The sequence below is a fragment of the Brevundimonas sp. genome, assembly GCF_041911375.1.
Classification (GTDB): domain Bacteria; phylum Pseudomonadota; class Alphaproteobacteria; order Caulobacterales; family Caulobacteraceae; genus Brevundimonas.
Genome location: NZ_JAYRPA010000013.1, coordinates 20,751 through 43,089, shown reverse-complemented (window position 1 = coordinate 43,089; position 22,339 = coordinate 20,751). Strand labels below are relative to the sequence as shown.

Genomic DNA, 22,339 nt, shown 5'->3' with positions numbered 1-22,339 from the left:
GATCTATCGCCCCGCATGGTCTCCGAGGCGCCGCCGCAGCGAGGTTGCATCTCCATGGAAGGTTTTGTTGGAACGCGTCAACTATGGGTTCCTCATTACTCAGTCCATCATTCGCGATGGTTCACACTTTTTGACTTGCAGCCCAGCACCGTCGCGTGCTCAATTGACGAAGAGTTGCAAATGGAGTAATATATAGTCGCGAATATCTAAACATGTAATTCAAATGAGTGAATAGTGCAGTAGTGGTACAAATCGAGGGGGTATTTCGTATGCTTGAATCCCTCTGATTTGAAGCACGACACCAAGAAATCTTCTTGGAATCCCAATTCCATCCAACCGCGCTGCCGCATTATGCAGACATTTTCTCCATCAAGCCGTACGCCCCAAGGGTAGGGCAGCAGGGGGGATTGGGAGGTCATGATAGGCTCTCCCGCCATCATTACCCTACCGCCAGGCTTCAGCATGCGACGTAGCCTTGGTATGACATTGAAAAAGTCGAAACAGTGGTGGAAGCTTTCGTAAAAATAGACCAGATCATAGAAAGAGTCCTCACCGCGCGGGTTGTCGCCAAATACACCTACATGACCTTTGAGTTCTACGTTATACCGTTCGCCAAGTTGTGAAACGGCCGCGCTGAAGGCGGGGTTGATGTCGACCGTGTCTACATGTACGCCCGTCCTCGCGAATGCTAAGGCAATCTGCCCGAAACCGGCGCCATATTCCAACGCGCGGCTGCCGGCTCGTAGGCCACCCTGACGCAACATGTGGCCAAGGGCCATGAGGTGATCGCCCGCCACAAATGTATCTCCCGTTCCATAGAATGCCGGTCGAAAGAACACATCGGCATGAGAGACTTCGGGCGTGTCCTCGTCTACAGCGGGATTGTACGACTGTCGCTGTGTGATGGTTCTCCATAGCTGGAGTTGTTGCTCGCGATAAGCGTCGCTGCGAGGATCAAGCCATGGGTCAAAGTTGGAGGGGAGATTAAACGTTCCTCCTTGAACACTGTTTTTGAAGGCGGGTGTGTTCAAGGCAGCATTGACGGTTTCCACATCATCAAGGCAGAAACGGCGGGGGCTTCCTTCGCCGACTACGCTAAGCGCCGCAAGTTGTTCCTCGTCAGATCGCGTGTGGAACTCTTGACTGGCGATGATGTGTCCTCTGAACACATCAAGAGGCATTCCTTCATCAAGCCGAGCGATCCAGTCTTCAAGCCCGGCTGGGTCTGGCTGGCGACCAAGGAACTGTCTGTAGGCGGCCGTGACGAAGGCAGCGTTTTCAGAACTGGTCGAATCAACCGGATAGCTATCGCTCATTGACTTACCCTCAATGCTCCCGAAGCGGCTCCCAGCGGCCTAACGCCGGAGTGCTGACGGCGTCAACTTTTAGTTTTCGCTAGAGCAGCCTTAGGTTGATGAAGCGAAAAGCGGTGCGGTGCAGCGTATCAATCCAGCTCTTTTGGTCTGCTCGACCACGAAGGCGCCAGCCGTGGTACTAGTCGATGGCCCGACTGGGCCAAGCAATGCGGTGATTTCGGGAATTATCAGGAGCGACGAGGCTGCCTCGGATGTTCGTGAGCTATCCCGCCCTCGCGATGCTCTTCGTTAGCGTGGCGGTCCACGGCAATGCGCGAACTCTGTGCACGCATCGCATCATAACGTGACTTCGGCTGCAGCTCGCGTTATCCGCCAAACGATGAACGAGCAAGGACGGTGCGTGGCAGGAGACTTGGGTGTAACGCCTCAGATCACTTCTCAGTTGATTAGCCAGCAGGGGCGCTGATGGGGGATAAGAGGGCGATTGTCGTGCTGGGCATGCATCGTAGCGGCACGTCGTCTGTAACCGGCGCGCTGTCGCTTCTGGGCGCCGCCTCGCCTCGGACCTTGATGCCGGCGGCTGAAGACAACCCCAAGGGGTTCTGGGAAAGCCAGCCGCTGATGCTTTTGCACGACCGTTTGCTGGCGGCGGGCGGATCAAGCTGGAGAGATTGGCGACCTTTCAACCTCAGCGCAGCACTCGAAGCTGAACCGAACTTGGTGGACGAAGCGCGGGCATGCTTGGTCGACGAGTTCCAGGATGCTTCCCTGATCGTGCTCAAGGATCCGCGTATCTGCCGTTTCCTCCCGTTCTGGTCTGGGCTCTTGGAGGACGTCGGCTACCGCATAAAGGTCATCTGCCCGCTGCGCTCCCCTGTTGAGGTGGCGACCTCCTTGGCGGCTCGTAATGACATGAGGCTAGAGGAAGGCGGCCGCCTCTGGTTGCGTCATGTGCTCGACGCGGAAAGGTCCAGTCGGGACCTGCCGCGGCACTTCGTGCATTGGCGAGCGTTTCTCGGCGGGTGGCGCGATCAGGTGAGACAAATCGATACGAAACTAGGGCTGGGGCTTGAACTCGACCATCTCGACCAGCCGTCCCCCGTTGACGAGTTCTTGTCACCGGAGCTGGTTCGTCAGACGACGTCTGACATCGATCTTCATCCCTGGACCACACACGCTTGGGATTGCCTCAGCGGATTGGTGAACTTCAGCCACGACGCGGCGATCCAGGATAACTTGGATGAACTTCGCTGGAAGTTCGATGAGGCTTGCAGCTTGTTCCCGTAAAGACGGTCGGATTAGGCCGCGCCCCCAGTGATTGGCCGTATAGGCGGCTTAAGGCGAATTCGGCTTGCCGATGAGATGGCGCATCATAGGAGGTGGTCCAGAGTGGATACAATTCTTGTCACCGGCGGCGCCGGCTATGTTGGTTCGCACACGTGCCTCGCTCTGTCGGAAGCGGGGTTCAAGCCCGTCGTCTATGACAACCTCTCGAACGGCCACGCCGCTTTCGTGCAGTGGGGTCCGCTGGAGAAGGGCGATATCCGTGACGCGGATCGGCTCGAGGAGGTCATGAGCCGGCACCAGCCTAAGGCTGTGCTCCATTTCGCAGCCTTGATCGAGGTAGGTGAATCTGTACGGGAGCCGGGTCGCTTCTATGAGAACAATGTGGCTGGAGCCATCACTCTGATCGAGGCAGCGCGCCGGGCGGGCGTCGAATGCATGGTGTTTTCGTCGACGTGCGCCACCTACGGTGAGCCGATGACGCTGCCGATGGCGGAAGACCATGTCCAGGTCCCGCTCAACCCTTATGGTCGGTCCAAGTTGATGATCGAGCAGGTCTTGGCGGACTATTCGACCTATGCGGGGTTCCGCTCAGCCTGGCTGCGTTACTTCAATGCCGCCGGAGCTGACGAAGAGGGGCGAATAGGAGAGCGTCACCATCCTGAGACCCATGCGATCCCGCTCGCCTTGCAGACGGCGTTGGGGTTTCGGACGGGGTTCAAGGTGTTCGGCGAGGACTATGAAACCCGGGATGGCACCGCGATCCGCGATTACATCCATGTGATGGACCTCGCGGACGCGCACGTCAGGGCTCTGCGCTACCTGTTGGATGGTGGACAAACGACGGCGTTCAATCTCGGCACGGGGACAGGTACGACAGTCAAGGAGTTGGTTGAAACGATCCGCCGAGGCACCAACCAGCCATTCCCTATCGAGGGGGCGGCTCGTCGGCCAGGGGACGCGCCGTGCCTGGTGGCGGACAACCGCAAGGCCCGAGAGGTTCTAGGGTGGCGTCCGCAGCGAAGCCTTGACGATATCATTGCAACCGCATGGCGCTGGCATGTGTCGGAGCGCGACAGCGCGGGCGCCGCATGACGAGGAATGGCCTGGCAGGTTCAGGCGCCGGCTGTTCCCACTTGAAGAGCGGCCTTACTCCGTGACTTCCTTCTCATCCCCCGCTATCTCGCGCGCGTGATGAACGAAACCGAACGCCAGTCCGAGGAACGCAGCTGGGAGACGGCGAAGACGCTCGCCGAGGCGCTGCCCTATATCCAGGTCTATGATCGCGAGACCGTGGTCATCAAATATGGCGGCCACGCCATGGGCGAGAGCGCGGTGGCCAAGCAGTTCGCCGCGGATGTGGTGTTGCTGAAGCTGATGGGGGTGAACCCGGTCGTGGTGCACGGCGGCGGGCCGCAGATCAGCGCCATGCTGGACAAGGCGGGGGTGAAGTCCGCCTTCGTCGACGGGCTGAGGGTCACCGATCCGGCGACGATGGAAGTGGCCGAAATGGTCCTGTCCGGCGCCGTGAACAAGGAGATCGCCCACTGGATCACCATGGCCGGCAAGGAGGCCGACGTGCGCGGCGTGGGCCTGTCTGGCAAGGACGCCGGCCTGCTGACGGTCGAGAAGACCCGCCGCACCAAGCGCGACCCCGACAGCATGATCGAGCACGAGGTCGATCTGGGCTTCGTCGGCGAACCGACCAAGGTCGACCCCAAGCTGATCAAGGGCCTGATCGCCTCGGAGACCGAGGACTGGGTGCCGGTCATCGCCCCCATCGGGGTGGCCGAGGACGGCCAGACCTATAACGTCAACGCCGACACCGTGGCGGGCGCCGTGGCCGGGTCGCTGGGCGCCAAGCGAATGCTGCTGCTGACCGACGTGCCGGGGGTGAAGGGCGCTGACGGCGAGATCATCCGCCAGATGACGCTGGAAGAGGCGCAAGGGCTGATCGACACGGGCGTCGCCACCGGCGGCATGATCCCCAAGCTGGAGACGGCCATGGCCGCCGTTCGCGCCGGGGTGGAGGCCGTGGTCATCCTGGACGGCCGCCGCCCGCACGCGATGCTGGTGGAGCTGTTCACCGAATTCGGCGCCGGCACCCTGGTGAAGGCGTCTTGAACGATCTGAGCCACGTCGCGGCCTGGGTGTTCGACATGGACGACACCCTGTACCCGCCCGAGCAGGGGTTGCTGAACCTCGTCCAGGCGCGGATCAACGCCTATGTGGTCGAGGCCGTGGGCCTGGAGCCCGAAGAGGCCAGCGTGCTGCAGCGCCAGTTCCTGGACGAGCACGGCACGACCCTGGCGGGGCTGATGGCCAACTACACCATCGAGCCGGAGCATTTCCTGGAGATGGTCCATGACGTGCCGCTGGACGGGCTGGAGCCCAATCCGCGCCTGGCCGAACAGCTGATGCGCCTGCCCGGCCGGCGGTTCGTCTTCACCAACGGCGCGCGCGACTACGCCGGCCGGGTGCTGGACCGGCTGGGCATCGCCCACTGTTTCGAAGGCGTCTTCGCCATCGAGGACGGGGACCTGACGCCCAAGCCGGCGCCGTCCGTCTTCCGGCGCATGATCGAGCGCTTCGACTTCGAGCCGCGCAGCGCCGCCTTCTTCGAGGACACGCCGCGCAATCTGGAGCCCGCCAAGGCGCTGGGCATGGCCACGGTGCTGATCGGCGACGGGCGCGGCAAGCCGCTGGGCGACCACATCGACCACCAGGCGCCCGACCTGCTCGACTTCCTTTCCGACCTGACCTTCAAGGACGCCCCCGCATGACCGACCTGTCGCATCTGGAAACCGTCATCGAGGCCGCCTGGGAGAACCGGGCCGAGGTCTCGACCGCCACGCACGGCGAGGTGCGCGATGCGGTGGAGACGGCGCTGGAGCTGCTGGACTCGGGCCAGGCACGCGTCGCCTCGCGCGGCGACGACGGCGTCTGGACCACGCACCAGTGGCTGAAGAAGGCGGTGCTGCTGTCCTTCCGCCTGAACGACAACCAGATCATGCGCGCGGGCGACCGCGGCCCCACCAGCCACGCGCCGGGCGTCGGCCCCTTCTGGGACAAGGTGCCCAACAAGTTCGGCGACTGGGCGGCCGGCGACTATCAGGCCGCCGGCTTCCGCTCGGTGCCCGGCGCCATCGTCAGGAAGGGCGCCTATGTCGGCCGCAACGTGGTGCTGATGCCTTCGTTCGTGAACATCGGCGCCTATGTCGACGAGGGCTCGATGGTCGACGCCTGGGCCACGGTCGGCTCCTGCGCCCAGATCGGCAAGAACGTGCACCTGTCGGGCGGCGCCGGGATCGGCGGCGTGCTGGAGCCGCTGCAGGCCAGTCCGACCATCATCGAGGACGGCTGCTTCGTCGGCGCCCGCGCCGAGGTGGCCGAGGGCGTGATCGTGCGTGAGGGCGCGGTCCTGGCCATGGGCGTCTATCTGTCGGCCTCGACCAAGATCGTGGACCGCGCGACCGGCGAAGTCTTCCGGGGCGAGGTGCCGGCATATTCGGTCGTGGTGCCGGGATCCCTGCCGGACGCCAACGGCGGGCCGTCGCTGTACTGCGCCGTCATCGTCAAGCGCGTCGACGCCCAGACGCGGGCCAAGACCGGGGTGAACGAGCTGCTGCGCGACTGATCCCCGCGCCCGTCCGACTTGGCCCCGCCGTGAAGCTGGGTCATAGATTGAAAAAGGTCGGACAAATGGGGCGGGCGTGACGGAAGGCAGGGCGCGGATCGAAGACGTCGTCATCGTCGGCGGCGGGACCGCCGGCTGGATGAGCGCGGCCGCGCTGGCCGTGCTGGTGGCCCCCACGGGCGTGCGGGTGACGCTGGTCGAATCCAGCGAGATCGGCACGGTGGGCGTGGGCGAGTCGACCCTGCCGCACATCCGCGATTTCAACGCCAGGCTCGGCATCGACGAAGCCGACTTCATGCGGGCGACCCAGGCGAGTTTCAAGCTGGCCATCCGCTTCGACGACTGGGGCCGAGCGGGCGACACCTATTATCACCCGTTCGGCGACTATGGCGCGCTGGGCGGGGCGGCGCCCTTCCATCACTACTGGCTGCACGGCGGCGGGGCGGAGCAGGTCGGCGCGATCGACGACTACGCCCTGCCGATCGTCGCGGCGCGGGAAGGGCGGTTCGCGCCGCCCGTCGACGACATGCGGTCGGTCCTGTCGACCTATGACTACGCCTATCATTTCGACGCCGGCCTCTACGCCTCCTATCTGCGGCGGTTCGCGGAGGCGCGGGGGGTGATCCGCATCGACGGCCGGATCGCCTCGGTCGCGCAGGTGCCGGAGGACGGGACGATCCGGTCGGTGACGCTGGAGGACGGGCGAGAGATCGCCGGGGACTTCTTTATCGACTGCTCCGGTTTCCGGGGGCTGCTGATCGAACAGACGCTGAAGGCGGGCTACACCGACTGGTCGCACTGGCTGCCGTGCGACCGCGCCGTGGCCCTGCCGTGCGCCAGCGATGCGCCCAGGCGGGCCTATACCCAGGCCGTGGCGCTGGAGGCCGGCTGGCGGTTCCGCATCCCGCTGCAGCATCGGATCGGCAACGGCTATGTCTATTCCAGCGCCTTCCTGGACGCCGACGCGGCCGAGGCGCGGCTGAGGGGGCTGCTGGAAGGCGAGGCGCTGAAGGAGGCCAACCATCTGCGCTTCCTGGCCGGTCAGCGGACCCGGAACTGGGTGGCCAACTGCGTCTCGGTGGGGCTGGCCTCAGGATTCATCGAGCCGCTGGAGTCGACCAGCATCTATCTGATCCAGGCCGCGATCACCAAGCTGACCGAGCTGTGGCCCGCCCACGCCCGCGACGCGGCGGCGGCGCGCGAATTCAATCGCCAGATGGACCTGCAGTACGAACGGATCCGCGACTTCATCATCCTGCACTACCACACGAGCCTAAGGGACGATTCCCCGCTGTGGCGGGCCGTGCGCGAGACGGCGCCGCCCGACAGCCTGGCCGAGAAGATCGCGCTGTTCCGCGAGAAGGGCGTGGTCCAGGACTATCGCGAAGGCCTGTTCCAGCATCCCTCCTGGGTCGCCGTCTTCCTGGGCCAGCACGTGACGCCGGGGCGGGCGCATCCGCTGGTGGCCGCGGAAGACCCGGCCCGTCTGCGCGCGGGACTGCAGCGGATGCGCGAAACCATCCGGCGGGCCGCCGACAGCCTGCCGACGCAGGACGCCTACATCGCCCGCTACTGCGCGGCCGAAGCCGTCTGAGCCGTCTGGGGCGCGGGCGCGGGATCGACGAAGGCCGCGACCCAGACCAGCGGCGCGTTCCAGTTGATGGCGACCTCGTTCAGCGCATAGGAATCGATGTGATCGGCCCAGCAGGCCAGCGGGGCGCAATGGCCCTGCATCGGCTTGGCGATCTCGTCGGACATGGCGGTGTTGTTGGGGCCGCCCGACAGGGCGCCGGACGGCGGCTCCGGCCATTCGGGGCCGGATCCAGCCGCCCAGAAGCGGTGGTGCGGATGACGCATCGGCCGTTCGCCCCAGCCCGAGACATAGGACTGGTCCAGCGGGTTGCGGCCCAGCAGATAGTCCAGACTGTCCACAACGCCGTGGCGGAATGCGGGCTCGCCGGTGAAGTCATGGGCCAGACCCAGGATCATGGCGCGGTTCATCAGGGCGCCGTTGGAGCCCCATTCAAACCGGTCGCCGCCGCGCGGCAAGGCGTAGCCCTGGGTCTCGCCCTCGGCCAGATAGGCGCGCGCCGTCGCGGTCAGATTGTCGCGCGCGGTGCGGCGCTCGGCTTCAGAGAGCTCCGGTGCGGCGGCCAGGGTGATGGTCCCCAGCGCGCCGACCTGGCCCCACGAGATGTCGCCCGTCGACGACGCGCCCGCGCCCGGTCCGCCCAGCCAGTAGGCGGAGGCGCGCGCGTCGGCCGCATAGGCCGCCTCGCCGGTCGCGGCCCACAGCTCGGCCGCCGCCCAATAGAATTCGTCCGCGACCTGGTCGTCGCCATAGGCGCCGCTGCCGTCGAAGCGGTTGTCGGCGAGCAGCCCGGGATGGGCCTTGGCGGCGGCGTAGGCGCGCCGTGCGGCGGTCAGGCAGCGATCGGCGAATGCGGGATCGACGTCCCGCCACACCCGGGCGCACTGGCCGGCGACCGCGGCCAGGTTCAGCGTCGCGGCGGTGCTGGGCGGATAGAGCAGCCGGGGCTGCGGATCGTCGGCCGGCGCCATCGGCAGGGCCGTCCAGGCGCGGTCGGCGACCTTGTGATGGACCAGGCCGCCGGCGTCGATCACGCGGGGCGCGCCGTCGATCAGCACCGCTGTCCGCGCGCCTTCGGGAAGCTGCATCGCCAGCAGGAACTCCAGCTCGTAGCGCGCCTCGTTCAGCAGATCGTCCACGCCGTCGCCGGCCTCCGGGATGTCGGCGGCGCCGTCCGCGAAGGGCGCGAGGTCCTGCCGGCGTCCGCGCTCATAGGCGTCGACCAGGGTCCAGACCGCGATGCCGCCGTTGACGACGTACTTGCCGTGGTCGCCGGCGTCGTACCAGCCGCCGGTGACATTCAGCCGATAGTCGCAGCCCGGCCAGTCGGCGCCCAGCTGGTCGCGTCCGGAGAAGCAGGTCACCACCTCTTCGGCATGGCCGGCGGCGCGCGCCAGGTCGGGACGTTCGACGTGCCGGGCCAGGATCGGGACCCCGGCGCGGTTCTGGTAGAAGTAGGCCAGGGCGTCCCGCTTCAGCGTCGCGAAGGGGCGCGGCGCGACGCTGAAGGCGCGCCGGTGGCCATCGACGGCGACGCTGTAGTCGCCCGCGGGGAGGGCGTCGATGCGGATCTGATGAACCCGCTCGCCGGACGCCGCATCGGCGCCGAACGGCCGCGTTTGACCTTCGGCCCGGACCGTCCCGGCCTCATCCATCACCCGCCACGGAAGCGGGGTCGCCGCGTCGGCCACGATCGTCATGCCGATGCGATGGTCCGCCTCGTACCCCGCCTGGTTCAGGCGGATGGCGGGACGGTCCGCCGCCTGGACGGGCAGCGCGGCGGCGATCAGGGCCGCGGCGGCGACACAGGCGGACAGGGCGATCTTCATGGCGTGTTCCGGGGCAGTTTGGACGCGTCGTAGTTCTGGCCGAAGTTCAGCAGCAGCGCCGGCCCCAGCTCCACGGTCTGGTCGGCGCCCGCCAGGTGAACCGCCAGGTTGGCCGCGCCGGGGGCGTAGTCCTTCGTGGCGACGCCCGAGGCGTAGATCATGGTCCAGGTCGATCCCACGGTCGCAGCGTCTTCGGCCAGGGCGCCGTAGGGCGGCGTGCTCTCCTGCACACGCAGCGGCAGGCGGCTGGTCTCGGCGCCGGGCGGGGCGACCGCCAGGCGGGCCCAGACGGCGAGCAGCACGGTGTCGCCCTGTTTGACGGCCCCGGTGACGGGCATCTGCGCAGCGATGGTCCAGGGCTGGTCCGAGCGGCGCGCCGCGATGCGGATCGCCCGCTCGCCCAGAACGCCCTCGGCGCGCTGGGGCCGGGGCGGACGGCTGACGCCCAGCACCTGCCAACTGGCGACGTTGGGGTTGTTGATGAGGTTCTTGAGGATGTCGTCGTCCTGCGCCTGGGGCGCGGTCGAGGGGATGATTGCAAGCAGGACGGCGGCGGCCGCCCCGAGAAATTTGTTGAACATGTCGCCTCCCAACCAGCGTCTCCCGCGCTGATATCGAATACTCAGACAATCATCGGATGTTTGGCAAGGCCTCAGCGACGCGCCAGGCCGTTCATCACGAACCGCTTGATACGGTCAAGCATCGCCGGGGTCGATTCCCCCAGGACGCCGCGCCGCTGGGGCGGCAGGTGGGCGTGGGTTCGGGCGTCCGTCTCGAAGACATAATGGTCAAAGAGGGCGGCCCAGGCGCGTCGCCGCTCCGGCGGCAGGTCGCCCAGGGCGCCGATCGTCAGCACCAGGGCGTCGAACGGCGAGGGGGCCCCGACCGGCCCCACGGTCCACCAGTAATTGACCAGCATGCTCAACGTCGCCGTGGCTTGGACGTGATGCCACCAGAGCGACGGGATGTAGACGGCGTCGCCCGGCTCCAGCACCGCGTGTCGGGCGGCCTCGGCGGCGGCGTCGAACCTGGGCCAGTCGCTTCGCCAGTCGCCGCGATCGAACTGCACCAGACTGATGGGCTGGCCGGCCGGTGTGAAATCGAGCGGGCCCACATAGAGGTTGGCCACCTGTTCGGGCGGGAACAGGGTGAAGACGCGCTGGCCGCCGACGGCGCAGGCGATGTTGTCGGCGTGATCGTGGTGGGTCTGGATGGTGGTGGCGTTGCCGATCCACAGCCGGGGCTCGACGCCCGCGGGCGTCCCGGGCGCCGGGTTGGCGGCGGGGAAGTCGGGCAGCAGGGCCGAGGCAGGGGCCGAGCCCATGTACAGGGTGGGCGGACGCGCCTGGTCCGCCACAGTCTCCAGCGCCGTCAGCAGCGCCGTGAGGGGCCGACGCGCGCGTTCGAAGTTCAGCCCCGAAAGGTCCGCGTTGTAGAAGGGCCGCCCCTCGATCTCGGGGCCGCCCAGGATGACATCGCCGACCCCGCCTCGGTCGAGGCTCCGCAGATAGTCGGCCAGTCGGTTCTCGCGCGCCGCCTGGACCGCCGGCCAGTCGCGAACCAGGCCGCGCAGCACCATGGGCCGCCCCTCCGCCGCGCAGGCGAGAACGTCGGCGGGCGTGGCGGCCGCCATCTCCGGCAGCGGGCGGCCCAGGCGGACCGGCGGGTTCATGCGGCGCAGTTCCGGCGAATGAACTCGGCGTGCCCGGGCATCTTGTCGGCGCAGGTGCGCATGACCCGCCGAACCTCGGCCAGCCGCCGCTCGGTCTCCTGCAGCGACAGCACCTCGGCGACCGGATCGAAGCGCTTGGGCCGCATCCCCTGGCCGATCATCACCGCGAACCAACTGGTGTCGTTGAACAGTTCGTCGTTCTCGCGGAAGATGCGGCCGGTCGTCTCGAACAGGCGGTATTTCTCCTTGAGCGATTCCGGCACGTCCATGTCGCGGCAGTGGCGCCAGAAGGCCGTGTCGTCTCGTTCGCTGAGATTGTAATGCAGGATGATGAAGTCGCGGACCTGCTCCATCTCCAGCTGGGTGGTGCGGTTGAAGCGATCGATGTCGGCCTGGGGGAAGGTTCGGTCCGGGAACATCTGAAGCAGCTTGGCGATGCCGCTCTGGATCAGGTGGATGCTGGTCGATTCCAGCGGCTCGATGAAGCCGGACGCCAGGCCCAGGGCGATGCAGTTCTTGACCCAGGCCCGTTTGCGCCGTCCGGTGATGAACCGCAGGAAGCGAGGGTCCGCCAGCGGCTGTCCGTCCAGATTGGACAGCAGGACGCTCGCCGCCTCGTCGTCGGAGATATGACGGCTGGAATAGACGTGGCCGTTGCCCGTGCGGTGCTGCAGCGGGATACGCCACTGCCAGCCGGCGTCGCGGGCGGTGGAGCGGGTGTAGGGCGTCAGGACCGGCGCGCTTTCGCAGGGCGCGGCCACCGCCCGGTCGCACGGCAGCCAGTGGCTCCAGTCCTCGTAGCCGGCCTTCAGCGTCTGTTCGATCAGCAGGCCGCGGAAACCCGAGCAGTCGATGAACAGCTCGCCCTCGATCCGCTCTCCGCTTTCCAGCGCCACCGCCTCGATGAAGCCGTCGGTCGCGCGCTGGTCGACGCGAACGATCTTGCCTTCCTGGCGACGCACGCCGCGCGTCTCGGCGAACTGGCGCAGGAAACGGGCGTAAAGGCCGGCGTCGAAATGGAAGGCGTAGGCGATCTTGGACAGCGGCGACTTGGGGCCGGCGTCGATGGCGCGCATGAAGCGGTCGTCCTCGGCCGCGACGGCCTGTAGCGAATAGTCGGTGATGGGGTGCGGCGCGCCGGCCTGCGCCAGTCGCAGCCAGAAGGCGTGGAAGGAGACGCCTTCCATGTCCACGCCGAACGGGCCGAACGGATGGAAGTAGGTCTGGCCCTTGCGGCCCCAGTCGACGAACTGGATGCCCAGCTTGAAGCTGCCCTTGGTCTTCCGGACGAAGTCGTCCTCGTCCAGGCCCAGCATCCGGTTGAACATGCCGATCTGGGGAATGGTCGCCTCGCCGACGCCGACGATGCCGATCTCGTCGGATTCGACGACGACGATTTCGGCGTAGTCCGGGCCCAGCAGCTTGCCCAGGGCGGCGGCGGTCATCCAGCCGGCGGTCCCGCCGCCGACGATGACGATCTTGCGGATGCGCAGGTCGTCCATCACGCGGCCTCCGGCGCGGCGCAGAAGCGCGCGATCACTTCGGCCTGGGGCGGCATGGCGGCGGCGGCCGCGCGGACACGATCGCGGATCTCGCGCGCGGCGGCGTCCAGCGCCGGCAGGGGCAGGGCGTCGGCCAGCGGGTCGTGGCCCTCGGGCGTCACCGCCTGGCCCAGCAGGACGGCCAGCCAGCTGGATTCGGCGAACAGTTCGTCCTCGTGCCGGAAAAGGCGGCCCTTGTGGCGGAACAGGTTCATGCGACGCTCCAGGCTTTCGGGAACCGTCATGGCGCGACAGTGGTCCCACAACGGTTCGCCGACGCGGCCGTTGGCCTTGTAGTGCAGGATGATGAAGTCACGGACCTGTTCGATCTGCAGATTGGTCAGGCGGTTGTATTCGGCGATGTCGCGCGGGTCGAAGCCGCGGTCCGGGAACAGCGCCAGAAGCTTGGTGACGCCCGCCTGGATCAGATGGATGCTGGTCGATTCCAGAGGCTCCAGGAAGCCGGAGGCCAGGCCCAGGGCGACGCAGTTCTTGATCCACGCCTGCTTTCGGCGACCGGTGGTGAAGGTCAGGCGCCGCGGCTCGGCCAGCGGCTCGCCCTCGAGGCCGTTCAGCAGCTGGGCGCGCGCGTCTTCGTCCGAGACGTGGGCGCTGGAATAGACATAGCCGTTGCCGACGCGGTGCTGCAGCGGAATGCGCCACCGCCAGCCCGCCGCCCGGGCCGTCGCGCGGGTGTAGGGCTCCAGCACGCCCGGATTTCGATGGGCGCAGGGTGCGGCGACGGCGCTGTCGCACGGCAGCCAGCGGCTCCAGTCCTCGTAGCCCGCCTTCAGCGTCTGTTCGATCAGAAGTCCGCCGAAGCCCGAGCAGTCGATGAACAGGTCGCCCTCCAGCCGTCGCCCGTCTTCCAGCACGACCGCGCTGAGAAAGCCGTCCTCGGGCCGCTGCTCGACCGAGACCACCCGGCCCTCATGACGAACCACGCCGCGCGCCTCGCTGTAGCGGCGCAGATAGGCGGCGTAGAGGCCCGCGTCGAAATGATAGGCCCAGGTCGTGCGGGTGACCGGACTGCGCGGATCGCCGGGTCCGAACCGCCCCATGCGAGCGGCCGCTTCGCAGATGTTGTAGTCGCCGAACGGCCCGGCCAGACCCTGGTCGTGAAGGCGACGCCAGGCCTGGTGGAACTTCACGCCTTCCAGATCCGCGCCGAAGGCGCCGAACGGATGCATGTAGGCGTGCTCGGGCCGGGTCCAGCCGACGAACTCGATCCCCAGCTTGAAGGTCCCGCGCGTCTCGCGAACGAAGTCGGCCTCGTCCAGGCCCAGCATGGCGTTGAAGGTGCGGATCGGGGGAATGGTCGCCTCTCCGACCCCGACGGTGCCGATGGCGTCGGACTCGACCAGAATCACCCGCGTGACCCCGTTGCCGGACAGCCGCGACAGGGCCGCCGCCGCCATCCATCCCGCGGTTCCGCCGCCGACGATGACGATGTCGCGGACCGGTCCGTTCGCCATTTTGACTGCCTCCCCCTGGCCCTCTCCGGGGCGTTTTTCGGCCTGACCTTCCGCTCACAGACCGACGAAATCAACGGGCTTGCGCGATCTGAAAGACTGCGATATCCAGATTACTCAGACATTTCCCTGCTGCCTGATGGTAGCGCTAACAAAAGAAATGCTGACTTGGGGAGGTTAAACATCATGCGTGTCGTCACGCCCGCAATTCGTCCTGCGTTCACGAGAGGGAGCTTCCTCAAGGGAGGCGTTTCCCTGATCGCCGTCGCGGCGGTCAGCGCCGCCGCGCTTCCGGCGCTGGCCCAGGATCAGACCGACGATTCCCAGGCCGCCGAGGTCGAGGAAGTGGTGGTCACCGGCATCCGCTCCAGCCTGCGCTCCAGCCAGGCGATCAAGCAGAGCGCCGACGTCTTCGTCGATTCCATCTCCTCGGAGGACATCGGGGCCCTGCCGGACCGTTCCGTCACCGAGGCCCTGCAGCGCGTGCCCGGCGTGGCGATCGACCGCTTCGCCGCCGGCGTCGACCCCGACCACTTCTCGGTCGAAGGCTCGGGCGTGGTCGTGCGCGGCCTGACCTTCGTGCGGTCCGAGCTGAACGGACGGGACACCTTCACCGCCAACAACGGGCGCTCGCTCAGCTTCGCCGACGTGCCCGCCGAACTGATGGGCGGCGTGGACGTGTTCAAGAACCCCTCGGCGGACCTGATCGAAGGCGGCATCGCCGGCACGGTCAATCTGCGCACCCGGGTGCCCTTCGACAGCCCCGGCCGCGTCGTCGCCTTCTCATCGGAGGCCAGCTACGGCGACTTCGTCGAAGAGGTCACGCCGACCTTCTCGGGCCTGATCAGCGATCGCTGGGAAACCAGCTTCGGCGAGTTCGGCCTGATGCTGAACGCCGTCTATTCGCAGCTGAAGTCGCGCGGCGACGGCCAGCAGATCTCCAACTACGGCCCGCGCACCCTCTATTCCAACGGCGACGTCGTGCCGACCGACGGCGCGACCGAGGTGGCCGACGTCTGGTTCCCGCGCGGCGCCGCCTTCCGGTCGCAGACCTTTGATCGCGAACGGCGCGGCTATGCGGCCGCGGGCCAGTGGCGCAGCAACGATCGCACCATGATCGCCACGGCGCAGTTCCTGCGCTCCGATGCGACACAGGCCTGGACCGAACACGCGATGGAGATCGCGACGGACAACGTCACCTCCAACGGCGACTCGCAGGCCCAGGTCGGCACGACCCTGGATTTCGGCGAGGACGGCCTGTTCACCAACGGCATCATCACCGGCGTCACCGGCTGGCGCGCGGACCAGAACGGGCCCGATCCCCGCACGCCGATCAACGGCCTGCAGAGCAACAACCAGCGCCGCGACGTCTATCAGCAGTCGGTCACGACGGACTACGGCTTCAACTTCAAGTGGACCCCGACGGATCGGCTGTCGCTGAACTTCGACTACCAGCACGTCGATTCCGAGTTGGACAATCTCGACGCGGGTCTGTGGAACTCCACCTACCAGAACGCCGCGATCCAGATCCGCGGGTCTGACGTCCCCGTGGTGACCTTCCTGCCGCCGTTCCTGAACGGCGCGCCCTGCGACGGGCCGGCGACCGCCGCCTGCCCCGGATACTATCGCGGCGACAACGCCAACTTCTCCTCGCCGTACAACAGCTTCTCGCGCGCGGCGATGGACCACAAGGAGATGAGCGAGGGCCAGTCCGACGCCTTCCGCATCGACGCGGACTATTCGTTCGATCAGGACTGGATCCGCTCGATCCGCTTCGGCGCGCGCTACAACAAGCGCGATCAGGTCGCGCGCTTCACGACCTACAACTGGGGTGTTCTGTCCGAGCAGTGGGGCGACAATGGTCCCGTTTGGCTCAGTGATCTGGTCGACGGCGTGCCGCAAACCGATGGGGCGCCGGGGACGACCGGCTTCAACCCCATGGACTACAACGAGATCTTCTCGTTCGACAACTTCATGCGCGGAGAGGCGCCGGTCCCGACCGGAGACCAGCCCCGCCTGTTCTACAACCAGAACATCATCGACAACTATCAGGCCTATACGGACTACGCCTTGGCCTATGGCGACGAATGGCGCTCGCGCAACGCCGACGGCGCGGCCTGTCCCCAGAACTGGGTGCCGCTCGGCCTGCGTTGCGACGCGGACGCCGACGGTTTCCTGCCGCAGGAAATCAACCCGATCCAGGAAGACACCACGGCCTTCTACGTCATGCTCCGCTACGGCAAGGAGTTCGACAACGGCTGGAACCTGAGCGGCAACTACGGCATCCGCTATGTGAAGACCGAGCGGGCGGCGCAAGGCTTCACGGCCTTCAACCTGGGCACCTTCCCGACCGAGGAGACCTGCCTGGAGCCGGTTCCGCCCGGGCAGGAACTGACCCCGTTCTGCGGACTGGCGCCGGAGGTCCGGCAAGGGGCGCGGGACTTCGCCAACGGCGCCCGTGAGGAGACGTCGGCCGAGATCGAGTACGACTACTTCCTGCCGAGCTTCAACGCCAAGCTGGAGGTGGGCAACGGGCTGCAGTTCCGCCTGGGCCTTTCGCAGGCGATCACGCCGCCGGACCTGGGTCTGACGCGCAACTATTACAACATCTCGCTGTCGGCGAACGCGCAGGACATCGTCGACGGTCGTCCGACGGGCCGCTTCTCGGTGGGCAATCCCTATCTGAAGCCGATCTTCTCGACCAACTACGACGCCTCGGTGGAATGGTACTTCGCCGATGTGGGCCAGCTGACCCTGTCGCTGTTCTACAAGGAGCTGGAAGACGTCATCACCAACGGCGTCCAGCGCCTGAGCTTCACCAACAACGGCGCCACCTTCGACTCGGTGGTGACGACGCCGGTGAACTCGGACGAAACCGGCAAGATCAAGGGCTTCGAGGTCGCCTATCAGCAGACCTATGACTTCCTGCCCGCCCCGTTCGACGGCTTCGGCGTCAACGCCAACTACACCTACATCGACTCCGAAGGCGTGGCGCAGAGCACCCTGTCGTCGACCGATCCGGACGTGGCGGCCGGCCGAGTGTCCAACGTCGACACCAGCCTGCTGCCGCTCCAGAACCTGTCGAAGCACACGGTCAACCTCGCGGGCTTCTACGAGAAGGGCCGGATCTCGGCGCGCCTGGCCTACGCCTGGCGTTCGGAGTTCCTGATCACGCCGCGCGACGTCATCGTCCCCTATGCGCCGATCATGAACGAGGACACGGGCCAGCTGGACGGGTCGATCTTCTACACCGTCAACGACAACTGGAAGGTCGGCCTGCAGGCGGTGAACCTGACCAACGAGATCACCCGCACCAGCCAGGTCCTGAACAACGACCTGCTGCGCGCGCCGCGCTCGTGGTTCATGAACGACCGTCGCTTCACCCTGATCGCCCGCGCCACCTTCTAGGACGGCCGGTACTCCATCCCTCCCAGGGACGCGTCGCTTGCGCGATGCGTCCCCTTTTTTTGCGCCGAGGTCTGGGGTCGCGGACGGCGGCGACGGCGGGGGTCACGGCCGCCATATCCGGCGTGAGCGGCGCGTCGCCACCAGCCGTCCGGCGGGACGGATTTCATTGAAGAACGGCTCGCGCTTCACCAGCGCCAGGACGGGAAAGCCGTCTCAGGCGTCGGGAAGCCACGGCGTCACGGCGCCGCCTTGCGGCCCTTTACCGGCGGCGTCCCCGGCTCGGCCGGCGGATGGCCGTCGGACTGGCGACGGATCAGGGCGAAGCCCATCAGTTCGCGCCCCGCCACGGCGGGCTGGCCGTCGGCCTTGCGGCGGATGGCGTCGACCAGCACGCTGACGGCCTCGCGCGACATCTCGGCGACGGGCTGGCGGATGGTGGTCAGGGGCGGCCAGACGGTGCTGGCGAGGGCCGTGTCGTCGAAGCCGACGATGGTCAGGTCGCGCGGCACGTCCAGGCCCTGGCGGTGGGCGACGGCGATAGCGGCGGCGGCCATGTCGTCGTTGCTGGCGAAGATGGCGGTCGGCCGGTGGCGCAGGGTCAGCAGCTGATCGGCCGCGTCCAGCCCCGAGTGGTAGGTGAAATAGCCCTGGGCCACCAACCGGTCGTCCACCTCGATCCCGTGGGCCTTCAGCGCCTTGGCGTAGCCCTTGAAGCGCAGCGCGCTGGCGGTCTGGTTCGGGTGGCCGCGCACGAAAGCGATGCGGCGGTGCCCCAGGCCAATGAGATGGCGCGTCATGGCCTCGGCCGCGGCCTCGTCGTCGATGCGGATGGCCGACACGCTGGGCAGGGGTTCGCCGGAGGCCACGGCGACGGCGGGCAGGCCGGCCGCCTCCAGCCGGTCAACGACGAAGGCCGAGTCGCACAGCGGCGGCGGCAGCAGCACGCCGTCGACGCCGGCGGTCAGCATCCGTTCGATGGCGACGGTCTCGCCGACCTCGGGCTCGCACTTCTCGACCACCAGCTGGGCGCCGGCGCGGCTGCACTGATCCAGCCCGCCCAGCAGGAACTCGCTGAGATAGGCGGCCGACGGGTTGCTGTAGAGCAGGCCGATCTTCAGCGTCTGGGCGCTGGCCAGACTGCGTGCGGCCTGGTTGGGGGCGTAGCCCAGTTCGCGGATGGCTTCGGTGACGCGCAGGCGGGTGGCCTCGCGGACGTTGCGTTCGCCGTTGATGACGCGCGACACGGTCATGGGCGAGACGCCGGCGTGACGCGCGACGTCGTCGATCGTCCGGCCGCCGCCTTTCCGCCTGGTCGACTTGCGTTGCACGCTGATCCTCCAATGGCGCAACCGGCGCCGCGAACATCCTGCCTAAGGCCCTGCGGCCGAAGGGGGAAGGGGCCGCAGGCGTGGGCTTCAGGCGCGGGGCTCGGGCGGGGCGCCGATCCTCATCGAAAGGGAAAGGCTCTGACCCGGCTGGAGGACGACCAGGCCGGACGGTTCTCCATCGGGGGCGTTCAGGGCGTCGGGGCGATGGGTGACGGGCTCGATGCAGACGAAGTCGGCGCCCTGCGGGGCATAGACATGGACGCGGTCGACGCCCGGCGCAGCGATCACCGCGCCGCCGTTCGAGGACGCCAGCCGCGCCTCTCCGGTCCAGCCGTCAAAGGCGTTGTCGACGAAGGGGGCGTCGGCGACGCTGGGGCCCCCGCTCCAGTCGAACAGGGCGTCCGCGGGCGCCAGGGCTCGCGGGATCAGGTCGTCGGTCAACCAGACGCGCGGGGCGGCCAGGGTCAGCCGGGCGTCGGGCGGCCGGTGGAAGTAGGGATGCAGGCCCACGCCCGCCGGGGCGGCGCGATCATCGCGGTTGGTCAGCGACAGCACGATCGACAGGCCGTCGTCCGACAGGACCAGCCGCTGCTCGGCGTCGAAGGCCCAGGGCCAGTCGGCGCCGGCGTCATGGCGCAGCGTCAGGACGGCGGCGTGCGCATCGACCTGCTCCGCCGTCCAGGCCGTCCGCCAGCCGACGCCGTGCAGGGCGTGCGGCTCGAACCCCGGCGTGGCGCCGACGGCGCGGGCCTGGCCGTCGAAGCGGAAGCGGCCTCGGCGGATGCGGTTCGCATAGGGGACCAGGGGAAAGCAGGCGGTCTGAAGCGGGTCGTCCGCCCCTTCGGGCGTTGGACGCAGGATCGGGCGGCCGCGAAACGTCAGGCTCAGGACGGCGCCGCCAAGGCGCGGCTCAAGTTCTGCGCGCCAGTCGCCCGCTTCCAGGCGGATCACAGCCGGATCAGGTTCTGCGGCAGGCCCGGCGTCTCGACCCGCAGGCGATAGAGGCCGCCCAGCGTCGGCTGATCGGCCCGCTTGTCGGCGTTCCCCAGCCAGGCGGTGGTGCAATAGAGGTCGCGCAGGTCCTCGCCCCCGAAGGCCGCCTTGGTCACGGTCTGGACGGGCAGGCGGATCGTGCCGATGCGCTGGCCCTCCGGCGAGAAGCGCGCCAGGCCCCAGCCGTTGAACAGGCCGACGTGCAGCACGCCGTCGGCGTCCATGCTGGGGCCGTCAGCGAAGCCGTCCTCGGTCACGGCGAAAACCCGCCGGTTCGACAGGGCGCCGTCGTCGTGATCGAACGCCAGGACCGTCTTTTCCAGCGTGTCGTGGTGATAGAGGGTCCTGCCGTCGGGGCTGAGGCACGGCCCGTTGGTGACGCCATAGCCGTCGTCGTGCCGCGTCAGTTCGCCGCCCGCCCAGCGATAGAGGGCGCCGGTCCTGACCTCTTCACTGTCGTCCATGGAGCCGAACCACAGCGAACCGTCCGGCGCGACGAAGCCGTCGTTCAGCCGGTTCTGCGGCCGGTCGCGCTCGACCGGCAGGATCATGGCGAAGGCGCCCGTCTCCGGCGTGAAGCGATACAGGCCGCCGCGCACGCCGCAGACCAGAGCGCCGTCCTCGGCGGGCAGGGCGAAACCGATCTGATCCGGGGCGTCCCACGACGCCTTGTCGCCGGTCGCGGGAGTGTAGCGATGCAGCCGCCGACCCTTGATGTCGACGAACCACACCGCCTTGCGGGCAGCATCCCAGACCGGGCCCTCGCCCAGCTCCGCCTGGACGTCCCAGACCAGTTCGGCGTCGCTCATCCGGATCTACCCCGCCGAATAGCTGGTCTTGATCTGGGTGTAGAACTCGACTGCCGCAAAGCCCTGTTCCCGCGACCCGTAGGACGACCTCTTCGAGCCGCCGAAGGGCACATGGTAATCCACGCCCGCGGTGGGCAGGTTGACCATGGTCATGCCGGCCTTGGCGCGGCGCTGGAAGTCGCGCGCGTGCTTCAGCGAGCTGGTGACGATCCCCGCCGACAGGCCGAACTCGACCCCGTTGGCGACCGCCAGCGCCTCTTCGTAGGACTTGACCCGGATGGTCGAGGCGACCGGGCCGAACACTTCCTCGTTGTTGATGCGCATGTCGGGCAGGGTGTCGGCGATCAGGGTCGGCTGGACGTACCAGCCCGGCTTTTCCAGGTTCAGCCGCTCGCCGCCGGTGACGATGCGGCCGCCGGTTTCGCGGGCGACGTCGATGTACTTGTAGGAGACGTCGCGCTGGCTCTCGCTGACGGCCGGTCCCATCTGGGTGTTGGAATCCAGGGCGTCGCCGACACGCAGGGCCGCGACCTTCTCGGCCAGGGCGGCGACGAACTTGTCGTGGATGCCGTCCTGAACGATCAGGCGGCTGGAGGCGGTGCAGCGCTGACCGGTGGCGAAGAAGGAGCCGTCCAGGGCGATATTCACTGCGCGATCCAGATCGGCGTCGTCCAGCACGATGAGCGGGTTCTTGCCGCCCATTTCCAGCTGCACCCGAGCCTGACGCTTGACGGCGCCTTCGGCCACGCCCGCGCCCACGCCCTGAGAGCCGGTGAAGCTGATTCCGGTGACGTCCTTATGGGCGACGATGGCGCGGCCGACGTCGCCGTCGCCGATGATCATGTTGACCACGCCCTTGGGCAGGCCGGCCTCGTGCAGGACCGCGATCAGGGCTTCGGCGGTCGCCGGCGTCGGGCCGGCGGGCTTGATGACCACGGTGTTGCCGAAGGCGATGGCCGGGGCGATCTTCCACGCGGGAATGGCGATGGGGAAGTTCCACGGCGTGATCAAGCCGAACACGCCGACGGCCTGGCGATAGGTCTGGACCTCGACGCCGGGACGGGTGGAGGCCAGGTTCTGGCCGTGCATGCGCAGGGCCTCGCCGGCGAAATACTTCAGGATGCGCGCGGCGCGGACGGTCTCGCCGATGCCCTCGGGGACGGTCTTGCCTTCCTCGCGCGACAGCAGGCGGCCGATCTGCTCGCGTCGCTCCATGATCAGCGACCCGGCCTTGTCCAGCACGTCGAAGCGCACCTCGGGCGACGCCTCGGACCAAGCTTCGAAGGCGTCGGTCGCGGCGGACACGGCCTGATCGACCTCGGCGGCGCCGCCCTTGGGAATGCGGGCCACGATGTCGCGCGTGTCCGAGGGGTTGTGGCTTTCGCCGGGGCGGTCGGCCGCGACCTTCTCGCCGCCGATCCAGTGGGAGAGTTCAAGCGTGTCGGTCATGGCGCGTCCT

General features: G+C 67.5%; 17 protein-coding genes. 7 read left to right on the top strand and 10 right to left on the bottom strand.

Annotated elements, in window-relative coordinates; translation table 11 throughout:
- Positions 1–206: 206 nt before the first annotated feature.
- Positions 207–1,316 carry a methyltransferase domain-containing protein gene (locus ACE3PU_RS02050; protein ID WP_374386138.1) on the bottom strand — a complete coding sequence of 370 codons (1,110 nt, stop codon included), beginning with the start codon at positions 1,314–1,316 and terminating at the stop codon, positions 207–209.
- 498 nt (positions 1,317–1,814) lie between these two features.
- On the opposite strand from ACE3PU_RS02050, the gene ACE3PU_RS02045 reads away from it, so the two are divergent.
- The 6 genes from ACE3PU_RS02045 (at position 1,815) to ACE3PU_RS02020 (ending at position 7,831) form a co-directional block, all read left to right on the top strand.
- Positions 1,815–2,603 (top strand): sulfotransferase family protein, encoded by a 789-nt coding sequence (locus ACE3PU_RS02045; RefSeq protein WP_374386136.1) that lies wholly within the window; start codon positions 1,815–1,817, stop codon positions 2,601–2,603.
- A 102-nt stretch (positions 2,604–2,705) separates the two neighbouring features.
- Positions 2,706–3,695: a UDP-glucose 4-epimerase GalE gene (gene galE / locus ACE3PU_RS02040; protein WP_374386134.1), complete on the top strand. Its 990-nt coding sequence runs from the start codon at positions 2,706–2,708 to the stop codon at positions 3,693–3,695.
- Positions 3,696–3,794: 99 nt separating this feature from the next.
- Positions 3,795–4,724 carry an acetylglutamate kinase gene (argB, locus tag ACE3PU_RS02035; protein WP_374386132.1) on the top strand — a complete coding sequence of 310 codons (930 nt, stop codon included), beginning with the start codon at positions 3,795–3,797 and terminating at the stop codon, positions 4,722–4,724.
- On the top strand, positions 4,721–5,383 hold the full coding sequence (locus ACE3PU_RS02030; protein ID WP_374386130.1) for a pyrimidine 5'-nucleotidase: 663 nt from the start codon (positions 4,721–4,723) through the stop codon (positions 5,381–5,383). The genes argB and ACE3PU_RS02030 overlap by 4 nt, the downstream gene beginning before the upstream one ends.
- Positions 5,380–6,237: a 2,3,4,5-tetrahydropyridine-2,6-dicarboxylate N-succinyltransferase gene (gene dapD / locus ACE3PU_RS02025; protein WP_374386128.1), complete on the top strand. Its 858-nt coding sequence runs from the start codon at positions 5,380–5,382 to the stop codon at positions 6,235–6,237. The genes ACE3PU_RS02030 and dapD overlap by 4 nt, the downstream gene beginning before the upstream one ends.
- 76 nt (positions 6,238–6,313) lie before the next feature.
- Positions 6,314–7,831 (top strand): tryptophan halogenase family protein, encoded by a 1,518-nt coding sequence (locus ACE3PU_RS02020; RefSeq protein WP_374386126.1) that lies wholly within the window; start codon positions 6,314–6,316, stop codon positions 7,829–7,831.
- Here ACE3PU_RS02020 and ACE3PU_RS02015 read toward each other — a convergent pair.
- The 5 genes from ACE3PU_RS02015 to ACE3PU_RS01995 all read right to left on the bottom strand — a co-directional run bounded on the left by ACE3PU_RS02015 (position 7,807) and on the right by ACE3PU_RS01995 (position 14,345).
- A complete protein-coding gene (locus tag ACE3PU_RS02015; protein WP_374386124.1) occupies positions 7,807–9,657 on the bottom strand; it encodes a glycoside hydrolase family 9 protein in 1,851 nt (616 codons plus the stop codon). The genes ACE3PU_RS02020 and ACE3PU_RS02015 overlap by 25 nt on opposite strands.
- Positions 9,654–10,238, bottom strand: a complete 585-nt coding sequence (locus ACE3PU_RS02010; RefSeq protein ID WP_374386122.1) for a hypothetical protein — start codon at positions 10,236–10,238, stop codon at positions 9,654–9,656. The genes ACE3PU_RS02015 and ACE3PU_RS02010 overlap by 4 nt, the downstream gene beginning before the upstream one ends.
- Positions 10,239–10,309: 71 nt before the next feature.
- The gene (locus ACE3PU_RS02005; RefSeq protein ID WP_374386120.1) at positions 10,310–11,329 is read right to left on the bottom strand and encodes a cupin-like domain-containing protein; all 1,020 of its coding nucleotides are present in this window, start codon (positions 11,327–11,329) and stop codon (positions 10,310–10,312) included.
- Positions 11,326–12,831, bottom strand: coding sequence for a tryptophan halogenase family protein (locus ACE3PU_RS02000; RefSeq protein ID WP_374386118.1), 1,506 nt, complete (start codon positions 12,829–12,831; stop codon positions 11,326–11,328). Before ACE3PU_RS02000 ends, ACE3PU_RS02005 begins: the two co-directional genes overlap by 4 nt.
- Positions 12,831–14,345, bottom strand: a complete 1,515-nt coding sequence (locus ACE3PU_RS01995) for a tryptophan halogenase family protein (protein WP_374386116.1) — start codon at positions 14,343–14,345, stop codon at positions 12,831–12,833. The genes ACE3PU_RS02000 and ACE3PU_RS01995 overlap by 1 nt, the downstream gene beginning before the upstream one ends.
- 183 nt (positions 14,346–14,528) lie before the next feature.
- Between ACE3PU_RS01995 and ACE3PU_RS01990 the strand changes: the two genes are divergently transcribed.
- Entirely contained in the window at positions 14,529–17,750 is a 3,222-nt protein-coding gene (locus ACE3PU_RS01990; RefSeq protein WP_374386114.1) for a TonB-dependent receptor, read from the top strand.
- Positions 17,751–17,986: 236 nt separating this feature from the next.
- On the opposite strand, the gene ACE3PU_RS01985 is transcribed toward ACE3PU_RS01990, so the two are convergent.
- From ACE3PU_RS01985 to ACE3PU_RS01970, 4 genes are all read right to left on the bottom strand, one after another.
- Complete coding sequence (locus ACE3PU_RS01985) at positions 17,987–19,078, bottom strand: LacI family DNA-binding transcriptional regulator (protein WP_374386112.1); 1,092 nt, start codon at positions 19,076–19,078, stop codon at positions 17,987–17,989.
- An 87-nt stretch (positions 19,079–19,165) separates the two neighbouring features.
- Positions 19,166–20,029 (bottom strand): aldose 1-epimerase, encoded by an 864-nt coding sequence (locus ACE3PU_RS01980; protein ID WP_374386109.1) that lies wholly within the window; start codon positions 20,027–20,029, stop codon positions 19,166–19,168.
- The gene (locus ACE3PU_RS01975; RefSeq protein WP_374386107.1) at positions 20,026–20,880 is read right to left on the bottom strand and encodes an SMP-30/gluconolactonase/LRE family protein; all 855 of its coding nucleotides are present in this window, start codon (positions 20,878–20,880) and stop codon (positions 20,026–20,028) included. Before ACE3PU_RS01975 ends, ACE3PU_RS01980 begins: the two co-directional genes overlap by 4 nt.
- Before the next feature lie 6 nt (positions 20,881–20,886).
- Positions 20,887–22,329 (bottom strand): aldehyde dehydrogenase family protein, encoded by a 1,443-nt coding sequence (locus tag ACE3PU_RS01970; RefSeq protein ID WP_374386105.1) that lies wholly within the window; start codon positions 22,327–22,329, stop codon positions 20,887–20,889.
- Positions 22,330–22,339 lie beyond the last annotated feature (10 nt).

Coding starts and splice junctions, on each gene's coding strand:
- ACE3PU_RS02050 (WP_374386138.1), bottom strand. CDS start 1,316: ATGAGCGATAGCTATCCGGTTGATTCGACCAGTTCTGAAAACGCTGCC.
- ACE3PU_RS02045 (WP_374386136.1), top strand. CDS start 1,815: ATGCATCGTAGCGGCACGTCGTCTGTAACCGGCGCGCTGTCGCTTCTG.
- argB (WP_374386132.1), top strand. CDS start 3,795: ATGAACGAAACCGAACGCCAGTCCGAGGAACGCAGCTGGGAGACGGCG.
- dapD (WP_374386128.1), top strand. CDS start 5,380: ATGACCGACCTGTCGCATCTGGAAACCGTCATCGAGGCCGCCTGGGAG.
- ACE3PU_RS02015 (WP_374386124.1), bottom strand. CDS start 9,657: ATGAAGATCGCCCTGTCCGCCTGTGTCGCCGCCGCGGCCCTGATCGCC.
- ACE3PU_RS02010 (WP_374386122.1), bottom strand. CDS start 10,238: ATGTTCAACAAATTTCTCGGGGCGGCCGCCGCCGTCCTGCTTGCAATC.
- ACE3PU_RS02005 (WP_374386120.1), bottom strand. CDS start 11,329: ATGAACCCGCCGGTCCGCCTGGGCCGCCCGCTGCCGGAGATGGCGGCC.
- ACE3PU_RS02000 (WP_374386118.1), bottom strand. CDS start 12,831: ATGGACGACCTGCGCATCCGCAAGATCGTCATCGTCGGCGGCGGGACC.
- ACE3PU_RS01995 (WP_374386116.1), bottom strand. CDS start 14,345: ATGGCGAACGGACCGGTCCGCGACATCGTCATCGTCGGCGGCGGAACC.
- ACE3PU_RS01990 (WP_374386114.1), top strand. CDS start 14,529: ATGCGTGTCGTCACGCCCGCAATTCGTCCTGCGTTCACGAGAGGGAGC.
- ACE3PU_RS01975 (WP_374386107.1), bottom strand. CDS start 20,880: ATGAGCGACGCCGAACTGGTCTGGGACGTCCAGGCGGAGCTGGGCGAG.
- ACE3PU_RS01970 (WP_374386105.1), bottom strand. CDS start 22,329: ATGACCGACACGCTTGAACTCTCCCACTGGATCGGCGGCGAGAAGGTC.